We start from the raw sequence: 23,042 nt of genomic DNA, 5'->3' as shown, positions 1-23,042 counted from the left end.
GCCCCACACTCTAGCTGGAGGGTGTGTGGCCGAGCCGGTGCAGCCGGAGGGCGAGCTGGATCTCCAGGGCGCGCTCCGGCTCCTGCCAGCCGTCGCCGAGCAGCTTGGCGACCCGGTCCAGCCGCTGGGTGACGGTGTTGACGTGGATGTGCATGGCCTCGGCCGTGCGTGACGGCGACATGCCGGAGCCGAAGTACGCGGCCAGGGTGGCGGCCAGCGCCGTGCCCCGGCGGGCGTCGTACTCGATGACGGGGCCGAGCGCGCCCGCCACGAAGCCGGGCACGTCCCTGCCCTCGCCGATGAGCAGCCCGACGAACCCCAGCTCGCCGGCGCTCGCGCCGTCACCGGCGCGCCCGAGCGCGACGAGCGCGTCCGCGCACCGCCGCGCCTCCCGGTAGGCCCGCGCGACCCCGACGGGGCCCGTCTCCGGGGCGGAGGCGCCCGCGGTCGCGGGGGTGCCGAGCGACGCCGACAGGTCGCCGGCGGTGCGCTGGGCCAGCGCGCCGGGGTCGCGGCCGGGCAGCAGCAGCACGACCTCGCCGGGCCGCGCGGCGGCCAGCCCGTGGCGCTGGGCGGCCTGCGAGGACGCCCAGAACGCGGCACGCTCGCGCTGCCCGTCGTGCCGGGCGACGACCACGACGTGCGGGGCCGTCAGGTCGATGCCGAGCCGCCTGGCCCGGTCGGCCAGCCCGGGGGAGCCGGGCCTGGAGATCAGGTCGTCGAGCAGCTCGCCGCGCACCCGCCCCTCGGCCTCGGCGACGCTGCGCCGGAACAGCAGCAGCAGCGCGCACACCAGCGCGGCCCGCTCCAGGATGCGCTCGTCGGCGTCGTCGCTGCGCAGCACCAGCGTGCACAGCGGTTCGCCGCCGACGTCCACCGACGCGATGCACAGGTCGCCCCGGCGCACGGTGCGGCCCAGCGCCCGCGACGCCTGCGCCGCCTCCAGCACCCCCGGGTCCACCCCGCCGGGCGCGTCCGCGTCCGGCCCGGCAGCCCGTACGGGATCGGTCAGGCCGGCCACGTGGCCGGTGAGCGGGCGGCCGAGGTCGTCGAGCACGGCCAGCGAGCCGCCGAGCACGTCGGTGACGACGGCGGCGACGTCCTCGATGCCGCCGCCGCGCAGCACCAGCGACGTCATGCGGTCGTGCGCCGTGGCGGCCCGCTCCACCGCCTCCGCGTGCGCCCGCGCGGTGCGGTGCGCCTGGGAGAGCTCCTCCAGCGCGTTCCTGGTCTCCTGCAGCAGCCTGGCGTTGTCGATCGCGACGGCGGCGTGCGCGGCCAGGCTGGCCAGCAGCGACACCTCCTCCTGGTGGAACGGCCTGGCGCTGCGGTTGGCCGCCATCAGCACGCCGATCACCCGCTGGCCCAGGCGCAGCGGCACGCCCAGGATCGCGACCAGCCCCTCCTCCTGGACGGCCTCGTCGATGTCGTCCTTGTGCCGGAACCGGGCGTCGGCGAAGTAGTCGGCGGTCGAGTACGGCACCGCCGTCTGCGCCACCAGCCCGCCCAGCCCGGCCCCCATCGCCAGCCGCAGCGACCGGAACTTGGCCGAGATCGACCCGTCGGTCACCCGCATGTACGTGTCGCCGCGGTCGGGGTCGTGCAGCGTGAGATAGGCGGTGTCGGTGGCCAGGAGCTGCCTGGCCCGGTGCACGATCGCCTCCAGCACCGCGTCGAGGTCGCGCAGCGCGGCCAGGTCGCCGGCCGTGTCGTAGAGCGCCGACAGCTCGGCCTCGCGCCGGGCCCGGCGCCTGAGCAGGGCGCGCACGCGCAGCGCCTCGACCTTGGCGCGTTCGAGCTCCTCGATCGCCGCCGGGTCGGCGCCCGCGGCCCGCGCCTCGATGACCGGGCCTTCGAACTCGACCGCCGACGCCTCCCTGGCCAGCAGTTCGAGGAACCGCCTGACCACTACCGCGCCGTCCAGCCGCCGTCGACCGGCAGCGACACGCCGGTGATGAACGACCCGGCCGGCCCGCACAGGTAGGCGACCAGCTCGGCGACCTCCTCCGGCTCGATCAGCCGCTTGATCGCCGCCGGCCTGAGCATGATGTCCTCGACGACCTCGTCCGCCGCGATGCCGTGCGCGCGGGCCTGGTCGGCGATCTGGCCCTCGACCAGCCCGGTCCGCACGTACGCCGGGCACACGCAGGTGGAGGTCACCCCGTGCGGCGCCCCTTCGAGCGCCAGCGTCTTGCTGAACCCCTCCAGCGCGTGCTTCGCGGTCGTATAGGCCACCTTGTACGGCGAGGCGCGCAGCCCGTGGACCGACGAGATGTTGACGATCCGACCCCAGCCCCTCGCGTACATGCCCGGCAGCACCCGGCGGGCGATCAGGAACGGCGCCTCCACCATCACCCGCATCATGGCGGCGAACACGTCGGGCGGGAACTCCTCGATCGGCGCCACGTGCTGGAACCCCGCGTTGTTCACCACGATGTCGACCGGCTCATCGGGCAGCGTGCCGGCGAACCCCGGCTCGGCCAGGTCGGCCTCCACGGCCAGCCCGCCCACCTCGGCCGCGACCTCGCGCGCCAGGTCGCCCCGCCGGTCGACGACCAGCACCCGGGCCCCGCCCGCGGCCAGCCGCCGGGCGCACGCCGCGCCGATCCCGCCCCCGGCCCCCGTCACGAGCGCAGTGCGCCCCGTCAGCTCCATGCCTCCGACCCTAGGCGGTCGCGGCTGCGGCACGCATGGGCTGGGACGACATACCTGACCGCTTCCCTATGTGGTCCGGCGCACCTGATAGCCTGTCCGCGTGATCGCGTATCCGTCCCAGTGGTGGCCCGCCTCCTAGGCGGTCCCACCAGCGCATACGCATCCCTGGCCGCCTCGACGAGGCGGCCCGCCGGGAGCTCCCGCGACGCCCTGTCGAGCTCCCCGACACACGAAAGGGCGTCCTCATGACCGTCACCTGGTCCGCACTGCTCACCACGCTTCTCGGCGGCAGCTCCCTGTCGGCGCGCGAGGCGGCCTGGGCCATGTCGCAGATCATGTCCGGCAGGGCCACCGACGCGCAGATCGCCGCCTTCGCCGTCGCGCTGCGCGCCAAGGGGGAGACGGTCGAGGAGGTGGCCGGCCTGGCCGACGGGCTGCTCGCCGGCTCGTCCGCGATCAGGATCCCCGGTGACACGGTCGACCTCGTCGGCACCGGCGGCGACCGCGCCAACACCGTGAACGTGTCCACCATGGCCGCCGTCGTCGCCGCCGCGGCCGGCGCCAAGGTGGTCAAGCACGGCGGCCGGGCCTCGTCCTCCACCACCGGCGCGGCCGACGTGCTGGAGGAGCTCGGCGTGGTCGTCGACCTGCCGCCGGCGGCCGTGGCGCGGGTGGCCGAGGAGGCGGGCATCACGTTCTGCTTCTCCGCGACCTTCCATCCGGCGCTCAGACACGCCTCGCGGGCCCGCCGGGAGCTGGGCGTGCCCACGGTGTTCAACTTCCTGGGGCCGCTGACGAACCCGGCGCTGCCCGCCGCCCAGGCCGTCGGCGTGTTCCATCCGCGCATGGCGCCGGTGATCGCGGGCGTGCTGGCCGAGCGCGGCGGGTCCTCGCTGGTCTTCCGGGGTGACGACGGGCTCGACGAGCTCACCACGTCCGGGCCGTCGTCGGTCTGGGTGGTGCGGCGCGGCACCGTCACGCCCACCTCCTTCGACCCGGCCGAGCTGGGCATCCCGCGCGCCACGCCCGACGAGCTGCGCGGCGGCGACGCCCGGCACAACGCCGCCGTCGCCCGCGCCGTGTTCGCCGGGACGCCGGGGCCGGTGCGCGACATCGTGCTGCTCAACGCCGCGGCCGCGCTGGTGGCCGCCGACGGCGCGCCCCCGGCCGAGGGGCTCACCCAGGCCCTGGAGGGCGCGTACAAGCGGGCCGCCGACGCCGTCGACTCAGGTGGGGCCGCGGATCTGCTCGCCCGCTGGTCAGCGGCCACCCGGGCACTTGCTTCCAACTCGTAATGGAGTTAACCTGCAACTGTAGTTGGAGGTTACAGCCACTCCGAGTTTCAAGGAGGTTCGGATGCTGCTCACGTCGATCGACCCGTTCTTCCAGGAGTTCGAGCGCCAGTTCAACCGCCTGGCCCGCCAGACCTTCGACGACGGAGCCGCGATGGCCATGGACGGGCTCCGCCGCGACGACGACGTCATCCTGCGCTTCGACCTGCCCGGCGTCGAGCCCGGCTCGATCGAGGTGACCGTCGACCGCGGCGTCCTGAGCGTCAGCGCGCGCCGCGAGGAGGAGATCGGCGAAGGCGAGCGGCTGTTCGTCCGCGAGCGCCCGATGGGCACCTTCACCAGGCGCGTCTACCTGTCGGAACACCTCGACAGCGAGCGCATCGACGCGGGATACGACAACGGCGTCCTCACCGTCCGCATCCCCGTCCTCGAACGCGCCAGACCGCGCAAGGTGGAGATCCAGCGGACCACGCCCAAGGCCATCAACGCCTGACACCGGCGACCGGGGCGGGCGCCACCGCCCGCCCCCCGTCCGCCCCCGTCCGAAAGCGAGAGAGGCCGCATGCCCCAACTCCCCTTCGACAACGAGCACGCCCCGCTCTACTCGCTCGGGCAGGTGGCCGAGATGCTCCAGGTCCAGCCGGCCTACCTGCGCCGGCTGGACCGCCACGACGTCATCAGCCCCGGCCGGTCCAACGGCGGCCAGCGCCGCTATTCACGCCACGACATCCTGGCCGTCCAGCACGTCACCCGCATGGTCGACGAAGGCATGACGCTCATCGCCATCCGCCGCATCCTGGAGCTCGAACGCGAGCTCGCCCAGGTGCGCGACGAACTCGACCAGGCCCGCGCCCGGCTGGCCGAGCTCGACCGGCCCTAGCCGGGCCGCGTCATCGACAGCACGTCCAGCAGGCCGTCGAGCTGCTCCTCCGTCAGCGTGCCGTTCGCGACGTGGCCACGCTCGATCACCACCTCGCGGATCGTCTTGCGCTCCTGGAGAGCCTGCTTGGCGATCTTGGCGGCCTCCTCGTAACCGACATGCCGGTTGAGCGGCGTCACGATCGACGGCGACGACTCCGCGTACTCCCGCAGCCTGTCGACGTTGGCCGTGATGCCCATGACACACCGGTCGGCCAGCAGCCGCGACACGTTCGCCAGCAGCCGGATCGACTCCAGGATGTTGCGCGCGATCAGCGGGAGCTGCACGTTCAGCTCGAAACTGCCCGACGCGCCCGCGAACGTGATCGCCGCGTCATTGCCGATCACCTGCGCCGCCACCATCGCCGTGGCCTCCGGGATGACCGGATTGACCTTGCCCGGCATGATCGACGAACCCGGCTGCAGATCCGGCAGGTTGATCTCACCCAGCCCCGCCCGCGGCCCCGACCCCATCCAGCGCAGATCGTTGGCGATCTTGTTCAGGGAGACGGCCACCACCTTGAGCTGGCCCGACAGCTCCACGACCGAATCCTGCGCGCTCTGCGCCTCGAAATGGTCCATCGCCTCACGGAACCCGATCCCCGTCGCCTCACGCAGCCGCGCGATCGCCAGCTCCGCGAACCCCGGCGGCGTGTTGATCCCCGTGCCGACCGCCGTGCCGCCCAGCGGAAGCTCCAGCAGATGGCCCAGCGCCGCCTTCACCCGCACCGCGCCGTGCTCCACCTGCGTCGCGTAACCGCCGAACTCCTGGCCCAGCGTCACCGGCGTCGCGTCCATCAAATGCGTGCGGCCCGACTTCACCGCATCCTGGAACTGCAGCTCCTTCGTCCGCAGCGCCGTCGCCAGATGCTCCAGCGATGGCAGCAGATGGTAGGTCACCTCCGTCGCCGCCGCCACGTGGATCGACGTGGGGAAGACGTCGTTCGACGACTGCGAGGCGTTCACATGGTCGTTCGGATGCACCGGGCGGCCCAGCCGCTCCTCCGCCAAGGAGGCGATCACCTCGTTCGCGTTCATGTTGGACGAGGTGCCGGAACCCGTCTGGAAGACGTCGATCGGGAAATGCTCGTCGTGCTCGTTCTCCGCCACGTCGGCCGCCGCCTGCGCGATCGCCTCCGCCAGATCCTTGTCGATCACGCCCAGCTCGCCGTTGACCTCCGCGGCCACGGCCTTGATCAGGCCGAGCGCGGCGATGTGGGACGGCTCCAGCGTCCGGCCCGAGATCGGGAAGTTCTCCACCGCTCGCTGGGTCTGCGCGCGCCACCTGGCGCCCGCCGGGACGCGCACCTCGCCCATCGAGTCACGTTCGATACGGTACTCGCTCATGCCTCCCAGTCTGGCTCACGGGCAGGCGATCAGCCCTGAAGCAGGGCCACGATCAGGATGGCGATCACCACGGCTGCGGCGGCGGCGACGCCCATGAGCATGAGCATGCCCTTGCGGTTGCCGCTCGCGGGCTCGTCGGGGCCGGCGATGGCGAACAGGTCGGTGCCCAGGCCGTGGGAGTCGGGGCGCTCCGGCTGCTGGGGCCCCGGCGGGTACGGGCCCTGCTGGGGCTGCCCGGGAGCGGGCTGCTGGGGGCGCTGCTGCTGCGGGGTCGGCGGGTACACCTGGAGGCCCGGCGCGCTCGGCAGCTGGATGCGCGTCGTGACGATGGTGCTCTCGTCCCCGGCCTTGCCCACGGGCCCAGGCCGCCCGGCGCCCTGAGGCCCAGGCCCCTGAGGCCCCTGCGCCCGCGGTCCGCGTCCCTGAGGCCCTTGCGGTCCGGCCGCCTGCGGTCCGGGGCCCTGTGGTCCGGGGCCGTGAGGGGCGGCCGCCTGGGGTCCCGGCCCCTGGGGTCCGTTCGCTTGGGGCCCCGGTCCGTGGGGTCCCGGTCCCTGCGGCCCTTGTCCTTGGGGGCCGGGGGCGTACGGGCCCTGAGGAGACGGAGGCTGAGGGGACGGAGGCTGGGGGGACGGAGGCTGGGGGGCGTGCCCGGGGTCGCCGTGCGGGGGCGTGCCCTGCGCCGGGCGGCCCTGCGGGGGCGACTGCGGCGCGGGCGGCGTCCGGGGAGGGGCGGGCTGGGGGAAGGGGCTCTTGGGCCGCTGCAGGCTGACCGTCCTGTCGGAGTCGGCCACCGCGCCGGGCCCGCCGAGCTGTACGGGCGCCGCCGCGCCGGGCGCGAACGCCGAGCCGACCTCGCTGCTCGCCGGCGTCCCCGCGCCCGGCCCGGGTGTGGCTGGGGGTACGGGCTGGGGGCGGGAAGCGGGCTGGGACAAGGGGGACTCCTGGTTGAGGGCCTCGCCGGTGATGGCCGGCATCTCGCTCGTCGGCGTGTCGGCGACCATGCGCAGCATGGTCTCGGCCTTGGCGGCGTTGAGCCGTTGCTTGTAGTTCTTGTGCAGGAGCCCGTCGAGCACCGGGCGGAGCTGGCCGGCCTGGGTGGGCGGGTCGGCGCTCTCGCTGAGCAGCGCCGCCAGCGTCTCGGCGATCGTGGAGCGTTCGTAGGCGGGCCGGCCCTCGACGGCGAAGTAGAGCGTGGCCCCCAGGGACCAGATGTCGGACTCGGGCCCGGTGTATTCGCCTCTGGCACGTTCCGGGGCGGTGTAGCCGGGGGAGCCGATCACCATGCCGGTCCGGGTGAGCCGGGAGTCGCCCTCGGCCTTGGCGATGCCGAAGTCGGTGAGGACGACGCGGCCGCTCTCGGTGATGAGCACGTTGCCGGGTTTGACGTCGCGGTGGGTGATGCCCTGGGCGTGCGCGGCGCGCAGTGCGCCGAGGAGGTCGACGCCGATCTCGGCGACGAGCCGGGGCGGCAGCGGGCCCTCCTCGTCGATGACCTGCTCCAGGGAGCGAGCCTCGATGAGCTCCATGATGATCCACGGGCTGTTGTCGTGGACGAGCACGTCGTGGATGGCGGCGACGGCCGGGTGGCTGATGCGGGCGGCGATGCGCCCTTCGCGGACCATGCGTTCGCGCAGCTCGGCGCGTTGCTCCTCGGTGAGCCCGGGATCCTGGCGGATCTCCTTGACCGCCACTTCGCGGCCGAGGGCGCGGTCGCGGGCACGCCACACGGTGCCCATGGTGCCCCGGCCGAGGGGCGAGATGAGCTCGTAACGCTCCGCTAGCAGGCGCGTCTGCTGTTCCGGCATGAGAAGAAGATATCGATTCTCGCTTGGGAAGTGCTTTAACCTCGCTTGCGAAGTTCTCTTGGCCAGAACCGCCGAGGAAGGAACAACTTTATCACCGTCGATTTCAAGCGGGCATAAGCCGACGGGGCGGGCCTGGCTTCCCCTCTTTTCCTGTGAACTCCCTCACCCGGCTTGCGTTCCTGCCGCTGGACGGGCACGCTCACGGTCGCCGAGGAGGTGACGTCGGCCCGGTGGAGCCCGCGGTGCGCGGGCCGGCGTGGGAAAGACGGCGCGTGGAGCGCCATGGCCGGGCGCGGGGCCTTGCGCGGGGTCAGCGGCTCCTCGGCGGACCCGCCCGCCGCCACGCGGGCGAGCATGAGGGAGGCGCGCACCGAGTCGAGCCGGGTGTGCGGGTTGATGCGCAGCAGCGCGTCGAGCACCGGGGCGAGCGGCCCGGCCTTGGCCATCGGGATGGGCTCGCCGCTGGTCAGCGCGGCCAGCGCGGCAGCTGCCGTACGGCGTCCGTGCAGGCCGCGGCCCTCGACGGCGGTGTAGAGGGTCGCGCCGAGCGACCACAGGTCGGCGGCGGGGCTGGCCTTGGCGCCGAGCACGCGCTCTGGAGCGATGTAGCCGGCGGAGCCGAGCACGATGCCGGCCTGGGTGATGGAGACGTCGCCTTCGAGGGCGGCCAGGCCGAAGTCGGTGAGCACGGCGCGGTCCTCGGTCACCAGCACGTTGCTGGGCTTGACGTCGCGGTGCAGGATGCCCTTGGCGTGCACGGCGCGCAGCGCGCCGAGGATCTGGCGGCCGATCTCGGCGGCGTGGCGCGGCTGGAGCGGTCCCTCCTCCTGGATGAGCTGCTCCAGGGACTTGGCCCGGAGCAGCTCCATCACGATCCACGGCCGGTCGTCCTCGGTGACCACGTCGAAGACGGTGATGACCGACGGGTGGGCGACCATGGCGGTGGCCCGGCCCTCGCGTTCGGTGCGCGCGCACAGCTCGGCGCGCAGCTCCTCGTCGAGCACGGTCGGAAGGCGCACTTCCTTGACCGCGACCTCGCGGTTGAGCAGCTCGTCATGTGCCCGCCACACGGTGCCCATGCCGCCGCGTCCGACCGGTTCGACGAGCCGGTAGCGCGCGGCGAGGAGGTAACCGGAGGGCGCACGCATGCCTGGCAGCTTACCTATTTGTGTAAACCGACCAGTAGAGGCGTGGCCGATAATTTGTTGCGAATCCAAGTCAACCGGTCTGACCGGTGACGTCAGCAAAGCGGGCGGCCACATCCTCCCAGTTGATCAGGCCCCAGAGCTTCTCGACATAGTCCGGGCGCACGTTGCGATACTGCAGGTAGTAGGCGTGCTCCCAGGCGTCGAAGACGAGCAGCGGCGTGGTGTTCATGCCGACGTTGCCGTGGTGGTCGTACACCTGTTCGACGACCAGCCGCCGGCCGAGCGGTTCCCAGGCCAGCACGCCCCAGCCGGAGCCCTGCACGGACGCGGTGGCGGTGGTGAGCTGCTTCTGGAACGCCTCGAACGTGCCGAAGTGCTCGTCGATGGCGTCGCGGAGCGGCCCGTCGGGGCGGTCGCCGCCGTCGGGGGAGAGGTTCTGCCAGAAGATCGAGTGCAGTACGTGCCCGGACAGGTTGAACGCGAACGTCTTCTCCAGCCCGACCAGGCCGCCGAACTCGCCCTTGTCGCGGGCCTCGGCCAGCCGCTCCAGCGTGTCGTTGGCGCCCTTGACGTAGGCGGCGTGGTGCTTGGCGTGGTGCAGCTCCAGGATCTCGCCGGTGATGGCGGGCTCCAGCGCCGCGTAGTCGTAGGGCATGTCCGGAAGGGTGTAGTCGCCCATGAGTCCTCCTTCGGTGGTGATCACGACACTATTGCAAGAGATTCGCAGTTGCATCAGTCTTGCGACCTAGGACTCGAGTCGGGCAGCATGGGAGGGCAGTTCGGTCCTGTCCGGGTGGGCGGCTCGCCCCGCCCGCCCGGGTGACCGCACTCCACTCCTCTTAGACACGCCGCCGGGTAACGGGCAGGCAGTGATTGCTGACGGGAACTCTGGGGACGCGTCAGCAAGTTGTAAGGCTGTGGTAAGGGCACGCAGGCATGCTGGATCTATCGGGCAGGAAGGCACATAAGGAGGCCGAATCTGTCGGTGCCGATCGTCACAATGAAGGCATCAGCCCGAAGCTCGACAGCAACTGACAACCGATCGAGGGACGTGGTGAAGATGCGCCAGATCCAGGTTCGCCGCCGGCCCCGCAGGCCGAGCGGGGCCTCGCTGGACCTTCGCACGCCGTCCGGGCGCCAGCTGCCCTACTGAGATCAGAACCCAGGAGCGCCATCTGAGAGGTGCACGATGTGCAGTCACGTCCCCACTTGTCCGAGTTCCGATTCCCCCGACCGTGAAGCCGCGCACGTGATCTCGGCCCACCCCGACCAGGGCTGGAGCCTGCTCTGCAACGGTGTCGTCCTGTTCGAGGACACCGGCCTGCTGCTGCCCGACGGCAGCGTCGTGGCGCCGCATCGGGTGCCGGTGGCGGCCTGACCGCGCTGCCCGGCACCCTGGGACGTCAGGCGGCTCAGCGCCGCCCGATGCTCAGCACCGGCCCGGTGCGGTCGGTGAAGAAGTCGTCGCCCTTGTCGTCGACCACGATGAACGCCGGGAAGTCGACGACCTCGATCTTCCACACCGCTTCCATGCCGAGCTCGGGGTATTCGAGGACCTCGACCTTCTTGATGCAGTCCTGGGCCAGCCGCGCCGCCGGGCCGCCGATGGAGCCCAGGTAGAAGCCGCCGTACTGCTTGCACGCCTCGGTGACCTGCTTGGACCGGTTGCCCTTGGCGAGCATCACCATCGAGCCGCCGGCCGCCTGGAAGCGCTCGACGTAGGAGTCCATGCGCCCCGCGGTCGTCGGGCCGAACGACCCGGACGCGTAGCCCTCAGGCGTCTTGGCCGGGCCCGCGTAGTAGACCGCGTGGTCCTTCAGGTATTGGGGCATCTCGCCGCCGTTGTCGAGCAGCTCGCTGATCTTGGCGTGCGCGATGTCGCGGGCGACCACGAGAGGGCCGGTGAGCGACAGGCGCGTCTTGACCGGATATTTCGTGAGCTCGGCGAGGATTTCGGGCATCGGGCGGTTGAGGTCGATGGAGACGACGTCGTCCGACAGGTGCTCGTCGGTCGTCTCGGGCAGGAACCGCGCCGGGTCGGTCTCCAGCTTCTCCAGGAACACGCCCTCCGGCGTGATCTTGGCCAGGGCCTGCCGGTCGGCCGAGCACGACACCGCGATCGCCACCGGGCAGGACGCGCCGTGCCGGGGCAGCCGGATCACCCGCACGTCGTGGCAGAAGTACTTGCCGCCGAACTGCGCCCCGATGCCCAGCTTCTGCGTCAGCTCGAAGACCTTCGCCTCCAGCTCCAGGTCGCGGAAGCCGTGCCCGGACGCCGACCCCTCGGTGGGGATCGAGTCGAGGTAGCGGGCGCTGGCGTACTTCGCGGTCTTGAGCGCGTACTCGGCGGACGTGCCGCCGACGACGACCGCGAGATGGTACGGGGGGCACGCGGCGGTGCCGAGCGAGCGGATCTTCTCCTCCAGGAAGGCCATCATCCGCTTCTCGTTGAGCACCGCCTTCGTCTCCTGGTAGAGGAAGGACTTGTTGGCCGAGCCGCCGCCCTTGGCCATGAACAGCAGCTTGTACTCGTCCGGGTGGCCGTGCGGGTCCTCGGCGTAGAGCTCGATCTGCGCGGGCAGGTTGCTGCCGGTGTTCTTCTCCTCCCACATGGTCAGCGGGGCCATCTGGGAGTAACGCAGGTTGAGCCGCGTGTAGGCGTCGTAGACGCCGCGCGAGATGTGCTCGGCGTCGGCCCCGTCGGTCAGCACGTGGCGTCCGCGCTTGCCCATGACGATCGCGGTGCCGGTGTCCTGGCACATGGGCAGCACGCCGCCGGCCGAGATGGAGGCGTTCTTCAGCAGGTCGAGCGCGACGAACCGGTCGTTGCCGCTGGACTCGGGGTCATCGACGATCTTGCGGAGCTGGGCGAGGTGCGACGGCCGCAGGAAGTGGGAGATGTCGTGGATCGCCGTCTCGGTGAGCAGCCGCAGCGCTTCGGGCTCCACTTCGAGGAAGGTCCGCCCGGCCGCTTCGATCTTCTTCACCCCATCCGACGTGATCAGCCGATATTCCGTGTCATCGGCGCCCAGGGGAAGCAGATCGGTGTAGTCGAAGTCCGGCATGGTCAGTAGGGTACGCGCTCTCCCGCGCCGTCCGCCGCGCGGTGGTCAGGCCGATGAGGATGCCGACGATGACCAGCCCGGCGCCGAGCAGGTCGTAGCGGGACGGCGTGGCGATGCCCAGCACCAGACCGGTGCTGATGGCCCCCACCGGGATCAGCCCGGCGAACAGCCCGGCCCGCCCCGGCCCGAGCTTCGGCAGCGAGGTGTACCAGAGCAGGAACGCCCCCACGGTCACCACGACCGCCAGGTAGCCGAAGCCCAGCGCCTCGGCGGCCGTCGGCATCCGGAGCATCCCCGTGCCTTCCCGGACGAACCCGGTCACGGCCAGCAGGGGCACGGCCAGGACCGTCGAGTACGTGGACACCCGGATGGCCCCCAGCTTGGGCAGCAGCGGCAGCGCCAGCAGGGAGAAGCCCACCTCGCCCACCAGGGCGACGAGCGCCCACAGCAGGCCGGGCAGGTTGCCGCTGCCGAGCCCGGTGGCGAGCGTGGCCCCGGCGACGACCACCACGGAGCCGGCCAGCAGGCGCGGAGCGGGCCGGCCGCCGGCGATGGCCAGCGCGAGCGGCACGGTGCCGAGCACGGTGCCGACCAGGGCCGGGCCCGCCACGCGGGTGGACTCGATCACGGCCACGTTGAAGATCACCAGCCCGACCGTGGTGAGCGCGCCGAGGAGCAGCCACTCCCGGCCCGTCAGCCGGACGAACCGCAGCTTCATCACCCGCGTCACCGCGACCAGGACGACGGCCGCGAGCAGGTAGCGCACGGCCTGCCCGCCGTACACGGGATAGTCGTTGACCAGCCCGGACACCCCGGCCAGTGTCCCGACGAGGAACATGGCGGCTGTGGCCCCGGCGACTCCGTTTCTCATGTACGGCATGCTAGGAAGCCAATGGTCTCCGCAAATAGTCCAAAGAGCCGAGGTAAAACAGGACCATTATGGCCGACCTTCATATCGCGATAAATCGCGGCAAGGGGGCGATCGCTGGGCAGATCGCCTCCGAGGTGCGTGACTCCATCCGGCTCGGCAGACTCACCCCCGGCACCCGCCTGCCCGCCTCCCGCGACCTGGCCGCCGACCTGGGCGTCTCCCGGGGCGTGGTGGTCGAGGCGTACGAACAGCTCGTCGCCGAGGGCTTCCTGATCTCCCGCGTCGGCTCCGGCACCCAGGTCGCCCCGGCCGCCGCCCGCGCCCCCAGCCCCGCGCCGCCCCGGTCAGGGCCGCGCGCCCCCTACTACGGCCACCGCCCCACCTCCCCGGAGCTCGGCCACTTCCCGCGCGAACGCTGGCTGGCCGCAGTCCGGCACGTCCTGGCAACCGTGCCCGCCGACGCCCTCGACTACGGCGACCCCGGCGGCGTCCCCGAGCTCCGCGAGGAGCTGGCCGGCTACCTGCGCCGGGTGCGGGCCGCCGACGTGCGCGCCGAGAACCTGGTCATCGTCGGCGGCGTCGCCCAGGGCCTCAGCCTGATCCTGCACGTGCTCACCCCCGCCGGGCTGGCCGTCGAGGACCCCAGCAGCCACCGCCAGGCGCCCCTGCTGCGCCGCGCCGGGGCCGAGCTGGTGCCCGTCCCGGTGGACGAGGACGGACTCGACGTCGCCGCCCTGCGGGCCCGCCGGGCCGACTCGGTGCTGGTCACGCCGGCCCACCAGTTCCCGACCGGGGTGGTGCTCTCGCCCGCGCGGCGGGCCGCCCTGCTGGAGTGGGCGTGCGAGGGCGACCGGACGATCCTGGAGGACGACTACGACGCCGAGTTCCGCTTCGACCGCGACCCCGTCGGCTGCCTCCAGGGGCTCGCGCCCGACCGGGTGATCCTGTCCGGCAGCGTCAGCAAGGCGCTGGCGCCCGGCCTGCGCCTGGGCTGGGTGGCCGCCCCCGCTCACCTCGCCGACGCCGTCCGCCGCGCCCGGGGCGAGCTCGACCTGGGCTCCCCGGTCATCGAGCAGTACGCGCTGGCGCATTTCCTGCGCACCGGCGGCTACGACAAGCACCTGCGCCGCATGCGCCGCGAGTATCACCGCCGCCGCGACGCGCTGGTCCAGGCACTGGCCGAGCACGTGCCCGGTGTCCGGGTGCGCGGCATCGAGGCCGGGCTGCACGCCTACCTGGACCTGCCCGACGGCTGGGACGAGGACGAGGTGGTGGAGGCGGCGCTGGAGCTGGGGCTCTCGGCAGAGGCCGTCGCGCCGATGCGCTCGTCCGCCGGACCGCCGGCCGTCGTGATCGGCTTCGCCCGGGTGCCCGCCCGCAAGGCCGCGGAGGCCGTACGCGGACTGAAGGTCAGAATGTCTGGACAGGAGTAGGGCGCTCGCCTAGAAAGAAGCCATGCGCGTGGGACTGCTCGGGCTGGGCCGCATCGGCGCCTTCCACGCGGCCACGCTGGCCGCGCATCCGCTGGTGGACGACCTGGTCGTGGCCGACCCGGTGCGCACCTCGCCGCACGGCAGGCCCGGCGACCCGTTCGAGGCCGACGCCGTGGTGATCGCCACGCCCACCGGCACGCACGCCGCGCTGCTGCGCGAGGCCTGCCGGCGCGGCGTCCCGGCCTTCTGCGAGAAGCCCGTCGCCGCCGGCGTCAAGGAGACCGCCGAGGTGCTGGAGGCGGCCCGCGGCCACCGGGTGCAGATCGGCTTCCAGCGCCGCTTCGACGCCGGTTACGCCGCCGCCCGGGCCGCGCTGCGCGCCGGCGAGCTGGGGGAGCTGCACCGGGTGCACCTGATCACCGCCGACCCCGCCCCGCCGCCCGCCGCCTACATCCCGCAGTCCGGCGGCATCTACCGTGACTGCCACATCCACGACTTCGACATCCTGCGCTGGGTGACCGGCCGCGAGGTCGTCTCCGTGTACGCGACCGGCACCAACCGCGGCGCCGCCTTCTTCGCCGAGGCCGGCGACGTCGACACCAGCGCCGCGCTGCTCACCCTCGACGACGGCACGCTGGCCACCGTGCAGGGCTCGCGCTACAACGGCGCCGGGTACGACGTCCGCATGGAACTCGCGGGCACCCGGGGGACCCGCGCCGTCGGCCTGGGCCCGCGCGCCCCGCTGTCGTCGGCCGAGGGGCTGCAGCCGCACGGCGAGCCGTGGCCCGACTTCGTCACCCGCTTCGCCGACGCCTACGCGGCCGAGCTCGACGCGTTCCTGCGCGGCGCGCCCGGCCTGTGCCCGATCGAGGACGCCCTGGAAGCCCTGTACGTCGCCGAGGCCGCCGAGCTGTCACGCCGCGAACGCCGCCCGGTCGAGGTCGCCGAGGTGCGCGAACCGGTTACGCCCCGGCCCTGACCCGGGGCGCGAACCCGCGCGCCAGCACGATGATCGCGGCGGCCAGCACGAGCGGGGCGGCGAACGCGACCCGCATGTCGGCGGCCTCGGCGATCGCGCCCACCAACGCCGAGCCGACGATGAACCCCACGTAGTTGAACAGGTTGACCAGGGCGATCGCGTTGCCGGTGCCCGCCGGGTCGAGCTTGCCCGCCGCCGAGAACGACTGCGGCGCCACCACCGACAGCCCCACGCCCGTCAGCCCGAACGCCACCACGGCCAGCGGCTGGCTGGGCGCCGCCACGATGCCCAGGAAGCCCAGCGTGGCGATCGCGCCGCCGAGCCTGACGATGCCCGCCGAGCCGTAACGCCTGACGGCCAGGTCGCCCGCGAGCCGTACCAGCAGCGTGGTCGCCTGGTAGGCGGCATAGGCCAGCGGGATCACCCGGGCGTCGGCGGCCAGCGTGTCCTGCATGAAGACCGTGGAGAAGTTCGACACCGCCGCGTCGCCCACGTACAGGAAGGCCATCGCCAGGCAGAGCGGGAGGAGCGGCCGGAACGGGACGCGACCACCTGCCGTGGCCGTCTCCGGGACGGCCCGCTCCTCGGCCGCCGTGTAGAGCTTCGGCCCCGCGACCAGGGAGCCCGCGACGGCCACGGCCATCGGGATCGCCATGGTCGCCTCCAGCGGCAGCCCGTCGCCCACCGCCGACACCCACAGCGCCCCGGCCAGGCTCAGCACGCTCCACAGGCAGTGGAAACCGTTGAGCACGGCCCGGCCGTAGCGGCGCTCGACCGCGACGCCCTGCATGTTCATGCCCGCGTCGACCGCGCCGACCGCCACCCCGAACAGCAGCAGCGCCGGCACCAGCAGCGGCACGCCCGGCGCGAGCCCGGCCAGCACGACGGCGGCGGCCACCAGCGGCTGGGCCACGCGCAGCAGCGCCTTGCTGCCCAGCCGGGCCGCGATCGAGCCGGCCGCCACGCTGCCGACCCCGGCGAAGACCGGCACGATGAGCAGCAGCACCGTCAGCGCCCCCGTGTCGAGCCGGTGCTTGTCCTGGAGGTGGGCCACCTGGGTGAGCAACGTGGCGAAGGAGAGCCCCTGCACGGCGTAGACGGCGAACGTGGCGAGGCGGGCTTGGCGATCACGCGGGGACGGCACGGCGGCCTCCTGATGGGGGGAATCAAACGTGAGGCGGGGTCAGGTTAGCCCGCCGACGTCTCCTCCACCAGGCCCACCGGCTTGCCCGCCGCCCACACCCCGAGCGCCGTCAGCGCGATCACCTCGATCGCGGCCAGACACCGCTCGACCAGGCCCAGCGGCATCACCTGCCACCACGCCAGACCGCTGCGCGCCCCCACCATCACCACCGCGCCCATGCCCAGCACCCACAGCACCGCCACGATCCCGAACACGAACGCCGCCAGCGCCGCCCGATGCCGCTCCGCCCGCCACGGCCTGGCGATGATCAACGCCGCCAGTGGCAGGCTCAGAAACGCGATCACGCTGCCCGCCCGATGGATGCTGCCGCTCAGCGACGGCCCCACCGACCAGTCGTGCTTCGGGAACCACGCCGTCACCAGCAGCCCGGCACTCCAGGCTAGCAACGCCACCGTGCCCACCACCCCCGCCAGCCGCCGCCGCGCCAGCGACACGCCGATCGCCGCCGACCCCACCGCCAGCAGCGCGACCCCCAGCCCGAACAGCCACCCCCGCTCACCCAGGCCGTGCTCGCTGATCGTGCGCCGGAACGGGTCCATCTCGCCCAGCGCGGCCAGATCCAGGCCCACGAGCAACGCCGCCCCCGCGCCCACCGCGCCCAGCCCCCAGCGTGCCGACCGATGCACGAACACCCCTCCCGACGCCTGCCTGTCCGGCTCAACGGCCGCAATCTCAGGGAGATTCCGGGGTCCGCTCCCGCGGAGCGCCGGATATTGTCAGAACTGTGAACGAACGCCCCGGGTCCTGGTTGCCGCGCCTGCAAGAAGTCGGTGAGCGCCTGGCCGAGGAGTGGGTGTCCGCCCGCCGCCCGGCCCAGGAAGGCGCGCCCCAGCCACACGAGCTGCGCGCCTCCGACGCCGACCGCGAACGCATCGCCCAGGTGCTCCAGGACGCCCACGCCGACGGCCGGATCACGCTGGAGGAGCTCGAAGAGCGCCTCACCACCCTCTACGCGGCCCGCACGCTCGGGGAGCTCGCCCAGCTCACCGCCGACCTGCTGCCCGCCGACCAGCAGCCGCTCAACCTCGACGGCCGGCCCGTCTCCGCCGTCTTCAAGAAGCAGGAACGCGGCGGCCGGTGGGTGGTGCCCGCCGAGCTGTCGGTCACCGCCATGTTCGGCACCACCAAGCTCGACCTGCGCGACGCGATCCTGCAGAACCGGCGCATCGTCATCAACGCCACCCTCGTCTTCGGCGGGCTGGAGATCCACGTGCCCGAAGACCTGGAGGTCATCCGCGTCACCAAGGACAAGACCGTCAGGCTCACCAAGCAGCCCACCGAGCCCGGCGCCCCCGTCGTCGAGGTGCGCACCAGCAACTTCGCCGGCGAGGTCAAGGTCAAGGAGCCGCCCCGCCGCAAGCGCCGCCGCTGACGGTCCCGCTCAGCCCGCCGTGTCGAAGTTGATCGCGCTGTAGGCGCGCAGCTTCCACAGCTGGTGCTCGCTCTCCACCTTGCGGATCGTGCCCGAGCGCCCGCGCATCACCAGCGACTGCGTCACCGCGACCCCGCCGCGGAAGCGCACACCGTCCATCAGCTCGCCCTGGGTGATGCCCGTCGCGGCGAAGAACACGTCGTCGGACCTGACCAGGTCGTTCGTGGTCAGCACCTGGCTCAGGTCGTGACCGGCGTCGATCGCCCTGGCCCGCTCGGCGTCGTCACGCGGCCACAGCTTGCCCTGGATGACGCCGCCCAGGCACTTGAGCGCGCACGCCGCCACGATGCCCTCGGGCGTGCCGCCGATGCCCAGCATCAGGTCGATGCCGGTGCCGCCGCGCGCCGCCATGATCGCGCCCGCCACGTCGCCGTCGGTGATGAACTTGATCCGCGCGCCCGTCTCCCTGATCTCCTTGACCAGCCGCTCGTGCCGGGGCCGGTCCAGGATCACCACCGTGACGTCGGCCGCCGAACAGTGCTTGGCCTTGGCCACCGCGGCGATGTTCGCCGCCACCGGCGCCTCGATGTCCACCACGTCGGCCGCCTCCGGCCCCGTGACCAGCTTCTCCATGTAGAACACGGCCGACGGGTCGTACATCGACCCGCGCTCGCTCACCGCGATCACCGACACTGCGTCGGGCATGCCCAGCGCCGTCAGCCTGGTCCCGTCGATCGGATCGACCGCCACGTCACACTCAGGGCCACCGCCGTCGCCGACTTGCTCCCCGTTGAACAGCATCGGGGCGTGATCCTTCTCACCCTCGCCGATCACCACCACCCCGTTCATCGACACGGTGTTGATCAGCTGGCGCATCGCGTTCACCGCGGCGCCGTCCGCGCCGTTCTTGTCGCCCCTGCCGACCCAGCGGGCGGCCGCCATCGCCGCCGCCTCTGTAACGCGTACGAGCTCCAAGGCGAGATTCCGGTCAGGGGCGTGCTCGCCCGTAGCAAGTGCAGCCGGAACCGACGTCTGATCGGACATGATGAAGGGCCTCCTCGTGGACGACTATCCCGATCGTAGTTGTCCCTGTATCCCCGGTCAGCGGAGGATAATGTGCCAGCCATGAGCAGCGAAGTGGAACAGCCGGTCACGGCCCGCACCTCCGAGCGGGGCGCGGCCACGCGCAGCGCTCTGCTGAGGGCCGCCCGCGACGTGTTCGTCTCCAAGGGCTTCGCCGAGGCGGGCGTCACCGACGTCGTGGCCAAGGCCGAGGCCAGCGTCGGCAGCCTCTACCACCACTTCGCCGGCAAGGCCGACCTCTACCTGACGCTGTTCGAGGAGTTCCAGGCCCGGCAGACCCAGCGGACCAAGCAGGCCGCCCGCGACGTGCGCGACAGCGGCGAGAGCGACCCCATGCGGGTCTTCGTCGCCGCCGCCCGCGCCTACCTCGACGGCTGCCTCGAAGAACGCGAGCTCGCCGCCCTCTTCCTGCGCGGCGACGGGCCGCCCGGGTTCGAGGTCGTCATGCGCGACCGGCTGCGCACCTGGGCCCGGCGCAACGCCGCGCTCTTCGACGACTCCGAGAACGCCCTCGTCGTCGTCATCACCGGCGCCCTCGCCGCCGCCGTCAGCGAAGTCGTCCAGACAGGCGACCGGGCGCTCGCCGACGACGTCCTCGCCATCGTCGGACGCATTCGCCCGACCGGCGACGCCACCGGGTAACCTCGCCAAGTGTGCGACGGTTCACCGAAGGTTTCTACGGCTACGCGGTAGCCCTGTTCGTCTGTTTCGGGGCGGTAGGGTTGTTCCTGCTCATCACCCCGCAGAGCCAGGGCGAGCACATCCCGAAGCTCGACTACACGATCACGGTGGCCAACTTCGCCCGCACCGTCCCCTACCAGGTGTGGGCCCCCGCCAAGGACCCCGAAGGCTGGATCCCCAACAGCAACCGGATCGCCAAGGGCGAGGGCAAGGCCCAGGTGCTCCACGTCGGCTACGCCACCAAGGCCCGCCAGCACGCCATGCTCATCCAGAGCGACGAGAAGCCGGCGGCGGGGTTCGCCAGCCGCATGGCCAACTCCGACAAGCCCACCGGCACTCAGGACGTCAACGGCCAGCAGTGGGAGCGGCGCTTCCGCGAGGACAAGAACCAGCGGACGCTCATCCGCATGCTGCCCGACGTGACGCTCGTCGTGACCGGCACCGCCGACTGGACCGAGCTCGGCCAGCTCGCCGCCACCCTCCAGCAGCGCCCCAAGCCCGCCGCCTGAGCTTCGGCGGGGCCCCTTCGCGGGGCTGGGCTCACGCGTTCGGGTGTTTCGGTCCCTGTGCGGGCGGTGGGGCGTGTTCTGTCGGGTGGGGCCCCTAGGGTTGGAGGGTGGCAGATGACAAGGCACCCTCATACGAGCAGGCCCGCGAGGAGCTGACCGAGGTGGTGCGCCGCCTGGAGACCGGCGGGCTCACCCTGGAGCAGTCCATCGAGCTCTGGGAGCGGGGCGAGAAGCTGGCCGCGATCTGCGAGGAGTGGCTCCAGGGCGCCCGGGTCAAGCTGGCCGCCGCGATGGCGCGCCGGTCCGACCCGTCGGCCACGCCGGGCGACGCCCCCTTCTAGCCTGCCCCGTTCCAGCCTGCCGCGTACTAGCCGCGGTGCAGGGCCACGACCGGGATGCGGCGGGTGGTCCTGGCCTCGTACTCGGCGAACGTGGCGGCGACGGCCACCATCCGCGCGTAGAGCTCGTCACGCTCGGCGCCTTCGACGAACTCGGCCTTGACCTCGAACGTCTCGGTCCCGATCTCGGCCGTGGCCACGGGGTTGGCGCGCAGGTTGTGATACCAGGCCGGGTGGTGGTCGGCGCCCGCGTTGGAGGCGATGATCACGTAGCGGTCGCCGTCTTTCAGATACATCACCGGGGTCGTCGTCGGCTTGCCCGACTTGGCGCCGGTCGTGGTGAGCAGCACCAGGTCGGAGCCCTCGAAGTAGCCGCCCACGCGTCCGCCGTTGGCCCGGAACTCGTCGATGACCTGCTGGTTGAAGTCGTTCGCCATGATTCCCACCTCTAATCGGAGAACTCTCCGTTCTCAACCGCGGAGCCTAAACGGAGATTCCTCCGGTTGCAATCGCTATGCTCAGCGTGTGCGCCGACAGTTGCCAGTGGTCGGGCAGCCGCAGCCGGAGCGGGCCGACGCGGCGCGAAACCGGCAGAAGATCATCGACTGTGCCACCCGCCTGATCGCCGAACGGGGAGCCGACCAGCTCTCCCTCGACGAGATCGCCCGCGAGGCGTGCGTGGGCGTCGGCACCGTCTACCGCCGCTTCGGCGACCGCGCCGGGCTCGTCTACGCCCTCGTCGACGAGCGCGAACGGCGCTTCCAGGAGGCGTTCATGACCGGGCCGCCGCCGGTCGGGCCGGGGGCGGAGCCCGTCGAGCGCATCAGGGCGTTCCTCGCCGCGCTCGTCGACCGGATCGTCGAGCAGCTCGACCTGTTCATGCTCCTGGAGACCGGGCCGCCCAAGGCCATGTTCGGCGGGCCGTACCAGGTCCATCATCGGCATCTGACCACGCTGATCGCGCAGGTCAGGCCCGGCTCACGCGCCGGCTTCCTGGCCGACGCGCTGCTCGCCTCCGCCACCGCCCGGCTGATCTCCTATCAGCGCGAGGAGCGGGGGCTGAGCGTCGAGGAGATCAAGGCCGGGTTCGACGAGCTGGCGCTGGCGCTCGTCACTCCCCGGCAGGCTCCGCGCGCACCGTCACCCGGTCGTCCGGCAGCCGCACCGTGAGCACGGCGCCCGGCTCGATGTCGGCGGCCCGCCGCACCACCTCACCCGACGGGTGCTGGACGATCGCGTAACCGCGCTCCAGCGTGGCCGCGGGCGACAGGGCGACCAGACGCGCCCGTACGTGCGTGAGATCGTCGCCGGCCCGGTCGAGCGAGGACGTCAGCGAACGCCTGGCCCGCTCGCGCAGCGCGTCGACCTGCTCGGCGCGGCGCTCCAGCTCGCGCACCGGATCGGCCAGCGAAGGGCGGGAGCGCACCGAGGTCAGCCACGACATCTCGCGGTCGAGCCAGCCGCCCACCACCCGGCGGCCCCGGTCACGCAACTGGCGGACCAGCGTGAGCTGCTCGCCGACGTCGGGCACCACCTTCTTGGCGGCGTCGGTCGGGGTGGAGGCGCGTACGTCGGCCACCAGGTCGAGCAGCGGGCTGTCCTGCTCGTGGCCGATCGCGCTCACCACCGGCGTGCGGGACGCGGCCACGGCCCTGACCAGCGTCTCGTCGGAGAACGGCAGCAGATCCTCCAGCGACCCGCCGCCCCGGGCGATGACGATCACCTCGACCGAGGAGTCGGCGTCGAGCCTGGACAGCGCCTCGGTCACCTCGCCCACCGCGTAAGGGCCCTGGACCGCGACCTCCTCGACCTTGAACCGCACCGCCGGCCAGCGACGCCTGGCGTTCTCCAGCACGTCGCGCTCGGCCGCCGAGTCACGGCCGCAGATCAGCCCCACCGTGCCCGGCAGGAACGGCAGCCGCCGCTTCCTGTCGGCGTTGAACAGTCCCTCGGCCGCCAGCAGCCGGCGCAGCCGCTCAAGACGCGCCAGCAGCTCGCCGACGCCCACCGGGCGGATCTCCAGCGCCGTGAAGGCGAACGAGCCCCTGTTGACCCAGAAGTCCGGCTTGACGTGCACCACGACCCGCGCGCCGTCGGCCGGGCGCGGCTCGGTCGCCTCGTAGACGCCGCGCGGAGCCGTGACCCGGGCCGACACGTTGGCCACCGGGTCGCGCAACGTCAGGAAGACCGTGCCGCCGCGGGCGCTCAGGTCGGTGATCTGACCCTCGACCCACACCGTGCCCAGCTTGCCGATCCAGCCGCCCACCATCTGCAGGACGGTGCGGACCGGCAGGGGCGCCTCGGGGGTGGTCTTCGAGCTCATGCCCGAAGCCTACGGTGCC

General features: G+C 72.4%; 24 protein-coding genes. 11 read left to right on the top strand and 13 right to left on the bottom strand.

Translation table 11 applies throughout. The annotated features are described in order from the left end of the window. Positions 1-10 precede the first annotated feature (10 nt). Positions 11-1,909 (bottom strand): helix-turn-helix domain-containing protein, encoded by a 1,899-nt coding sequence (locus tag ACWDXC_RS31240; protein WP_449987664.1) that lies wholly within the window; start codon positions 1,907-1,909, stop codon positions 11-13. After that, positions 1,909-2,655, bottom strand: coding sequence for an SDR family NAD(P)-dependent oxidoreductase (locus tag ACWDXC_RS31235; RefSeq protein ID WP_449987661.1), 747 nt, complete (start codon positions 2,653-2,655; stop codon positions 1,909-1,911). Before ACWDXC_RS31235 ends, ACWDXC_RS31240 begins: the two co-directional genes overlap by 1 nt. Before the next feature lie 245 nt (positions 2,656-2,900). Between ACWDXC_RS31235 and trpD the strand changes: the two genes are divergently transcribed. From trpD to ACWDXC_RS31220, 3 genes are all read left to right on the top strand, one after another. Next, the gene (gene trpD / locus ACWDXC_RS31230) at positions 2,901-3,950 is read left to right on the top strand and encodes an anthranilate phosphoribosyltransferase (RefSeq protein ID WP_364176831.1); all 1,050 of its coding nucleotides are present in this window, start codon (positions 2,901-2,903) and stop codon (positions 3,948-3,950) included. Between the two features lie 61 nt (positions 3,951-4,011). Further along, positions 4,012-4,440 carry an Hsp20/alpha crystallin family protein gene (locus ACWDXC_RS31225; RefSeq protein WP_219504975.1) on the top strand — a complete coding sequence of 143 codons (429 nt, stop codon included), beginning with the start codon at positions 4,012-4,014 and terminating at the stop codon, positions 4,438-4,440. 69 nt (positions 4,441-4,509) lie between these two features. Beyond that, positions 4,510-4,827, top strand: a complete 318-nt coding sequence (locus ACWDXC_RS31220; RefSeq protein WP_219504974.1) for a MerR family transcriptional regulator — start codon at positions 4,510-4,512, stop codon at positions 4,825-4,827. On the opposite strand, the gene ACWDXC_RS31215 is transcribed toward ACWDXC_RS31220, so the two are convergent. The 4 genes from ACWDXC_RS31215 to ACWDXC_RS31200 all read right to left on the bottom strand — a co-directional run bounded on the left by ACWDXC_RS31215 (position 4,824) and on the right by ACWDXC_RS31200 (position 9,844). After that, complete coding sequence (locus ACWDXC_RS31215; RefSeq protein WP_357586295.1) at positions 4,824-6,212, bottom strand: class II fumarate hydratase; 1,389 nt, start codon at positions 6,210-6,212, stop codon at positions 4,824-4,826. The two genes, ACWDXC_RS31220 and ACWDXC_RS31215, sit on opposite strands and share 4 nt — an antisense overlap. A gap of 29 nt (positions 6,213-6,241) precedes the next feature. After that, entirely contained in the window at positions 6,242-8,017 is a 1,776-nt protein-coding gene (locus tag ACWDXC_RS31210) for a protein kinase domain-containing protein (RefSeq protein ID WP_449987656.1), read from the bottom strand. Between the two features lie 35 nt (positions 8,018-8,052). Further along, positions 8,053-9,165 (bottom strand): serine/threonine-protein kinase, encoded by a 1,113-nt coding sequence (locus ACWDXC_RS31205; RefSeq protein WP_219504968.1) that lies wholly within the window; start codon positions 9,163-9,165, stop codon positions 8,053-8,055. 70 nt (positions 9,166-9,235) lie between these two features. Continuing rightward, complete coding sequence (locus ACWDXC_RS31200; RefSeq protein ID WP_219504966.1) at positions 9,236-9,844, bottom strand: superoxide dismutase; 609 nt, start codon at positions 9,842-9,844, stop codon at positions 9,236-9,238. Positions 9,845-10,354: 510 nt separating this feature from the next. Here ACWDXC_RS31200 and ACWDXC_RS31195 point away from each other — a divergent pair. After that, the gene (locus ACWDXC_RS31195) at positions 10,355-10,543 is read left to right on the top strand and encodes a DUF5999 family protein (RefSeq protein ID WP_357586301.1); all 189 of its coding nucleotides are present in this window, start codon (positions 10,355-10,357) and stop codon (positions 10,541-10,543) included. Positions 10,544-10,577: 34 nt separating this feature from the next. Here the strand turns inward: ACWDXC_RS31195 and ACWDXC_RS31190 are convergent, their stop codons facing one another. Together ACWDXC_RS31190 and ACWDXC_RS31185 are read right to left on the bottom strand one after the other, a co-directional pair. Next, positions 10,578-12,230: a fumarate hydratase gene (locus ACWDXC_RS31190; RefSeq protein WP_219504962.1), complete on the bottom strand. Its 1,653-nt coding sequence runs from the start codon at positions 12,228-12,230 to the stop codon at positions 10,578-10,580. Then, positions 12,184-13,101, bottom strand: a complete 918-nt coding sequence (locus ACWDXC_RS31185) for a DMT family transporter (RefSeq protein ID WP_449987650.1) — start codon at positions 13,099-13,101, stop codon at positions 12,184-12,186. The genes ACWDXC_RS31190 and ACWDXC_RS31185 overlap by 47 nt, the downstream gene beginning before the upstream one ends. Before the next feature lie 68 nt (positions 13,102-13,169). On the opposite strand from ACWDXC_RS31185, the gene pdxR reads away from it, so the two are divergent. Beyond that, complete coding sequence (pdxR, locus tag ACWDXC_RS31180) at positions 13,170-14,534, top strand: MocR-like pyridoxine biosynthesis transcription factor PdxR (RefSeq protein WP_449987647.1); 1,365 nt, start codon at positions 13,170-13,172, stop codon at positions 14,532-14,534. A gap of 22 nt (positions 14,535-14,556) precedes the next feature. Then, positions 14,557-15,513 (top strand): Gfo/Idh/MocA family protein, encoded by a 957-nt coding sequence (locus ACWDXC_RS31175; protein ID WP_449987644.1) that lies wholly within the window; start codon positions 14,557-14,559, stop codon positions 15,511-15,513. Here ACWDXC_RS31175 and ACWDXC_RS31170 read toward each other — a convergent pair. Together ACWDXC_RS31170 and ACWDXC_RS31165 are read right to left on the bottom strand one after the other, a co-directional pair. Next, positions 15,497-16,657 (bottom strand): MFS transporter, encoded by a 1,161-nt coding sequence (locus ACWDXC_RS31170; protein WP_219504955.1) that lies wholly within the window; start codon positions 16,655-16,657, stop codon positions 15,497-15,499. The genes ACWDXC_RS31175 and ACWDXC_RS31170 overlap by 17 nt on opposite strands. A gap of 44 nt (positions 16,658-16,701) precedes the next feature. Then, positions 16,702-17,343 carry a DUF998 domain-containing protein gene (locus ACWDXC_RS31165; protein WP_449987641.1) on the bottom strand — a complete coding sequence of 214 codons (642 nt, stop codon included), beginning with the start codon at positions 17,341-17,343 and terminating at the stop codon, positions 16,702-16,704. Positions 17,344-17,441: 98 nt separating this feature from the next. Between ACWDXC_RS31165 and ACWDXC_RS31160 the strand changes: the two genes are divergently transcribed. Then, positions 17,442-18,089 (top strand): DUF1707 SHOCT-like domain-containing protein, encoded by a 648-nt coding sequence (locus ACWDXC_RS31160; RefSeq protein ID WP_449987639.1) that lies wholly within the window; start codon positions 17,442-17,444, stop codon positions 18,087-18,089. A gap of 9 nt (positions 18,090-18,098) precedes the next feature. Here ACWDXC_RS31160 and glpX read toward each other — a convergent pair whose 3' ends face one another. Further along, a complete protein-coding gene (gene glpX / locus ACWDXC_RS31155; RefSeq protein ID WP_449987637.1) occupies positions 18,099-19,133 on the bottom strand; it encodes a class II fructose-bisphosphatase in 1,035 nt (344 codons plus the stop codon). 81 nt (positions 19,134-19,214) lie between these two features. Between glpX and ACWDXC_RS31150 the strand changes: the two genes are divergently transcribed. The 3 genes from ACWDXC_RS31150 (at position 19,215) to ACWDXC_RS31140 (ending at position 20,703) form a co-directional block, all read left to right on the top strand. Beyond that, positions 19,215-19,814: a TetR/AcrR family transcriptional regulator gene (locus tag ACWDXC_RS31150; protein WP_449987634.1), complete on the top strand. Its 600-nt coding sequence runs from the start codon at positions 19,215-19,217 to the stop codon at positions 19,812-19,814. 11 nt (positions 19,815-19,825) lie between these two features. After that, entirely contained in the window at positions 19,826-20,362 is a 537-nt protein-coding gene (locus tag ACWDXC_RS31145; RefSeq protein WP_449987631.1) for a DUF4245 domain-containing protein, read from the top strand. A 107-nt stretch (positions 20,363-20,469) separates the two neighbouring features. Next, complete coding sequence (locus ACWDXC_RS31140) at positions 20,470-20,703, top strand: exodeoxyribonuclease VII small subunit (RefSeq protein ID WP_364176795.1); 234 nt, start codon at positions 20,470-20,472, stop codon at positions 20,701-20,703. 26 nt (positions 20,704-20,729) lie between these two features. Here ACWDXC_RS31140 and ACWDXC_RS31135 read toward each other — a convergent pair whose 3' ends face one another. Beyond that, on the bottom strand, positions 20,730-21,137 hold the full coding sequence (locus ACWDXC_RS31135) for a nitroreductase family deazaflavin-dependent oxidoreductase (protein ID WP_219504948.1): 408 nt from the start codon (positions 21,135-21,137) through the stop codon (positions 20,730-20,732). Between the two features lie 88 nt (positions 21,138-21,225). Between ACWDXC_RS31135 and ACWDXC_RS31130 the strand changes: the two genes are divergently transcribed. Continuing rightward, on the top strand, positions 21,226-21,870 hold the full coding sequence (locus ACWDXC_RS31130) for a TetR/AcrR family transcriptional regulator (RefSeq protein ID WP_308125743.1): 645 nt from the start codon (positions 21,226-21,228) through the stop codon (positions 21,868-21,870). Here ACWDXC_RS31130 and xseA read toward each other — a convergent pair. Further along, the gene (xseA, locus tag ACWDXC_RS31125) at positions 21,812-23,023 is read right to left on the bottom strand and encodes an exodeoxyribonuclease VII large subunit (RefSeq protein ID WP_219504946.1); all 1,212 of its coding nucleotides are present in this window, start codon (positions 23,021-23,023) and stop codon (positions 21,812-21,814) included. The two genes, ACWDXC_RS31130 and xseA, sit on opposite strands and share 59 nt — an antisense overlap. Positions 23,024-23,042 lie beyond the last annotated feature (19 nt).

This window comes from Nonomuraea sp. NPDC003214, from assembly GCF_053590035.1.
This window is presented reverse-complemented; position numbering and strand designations above follow the sequence as displayed.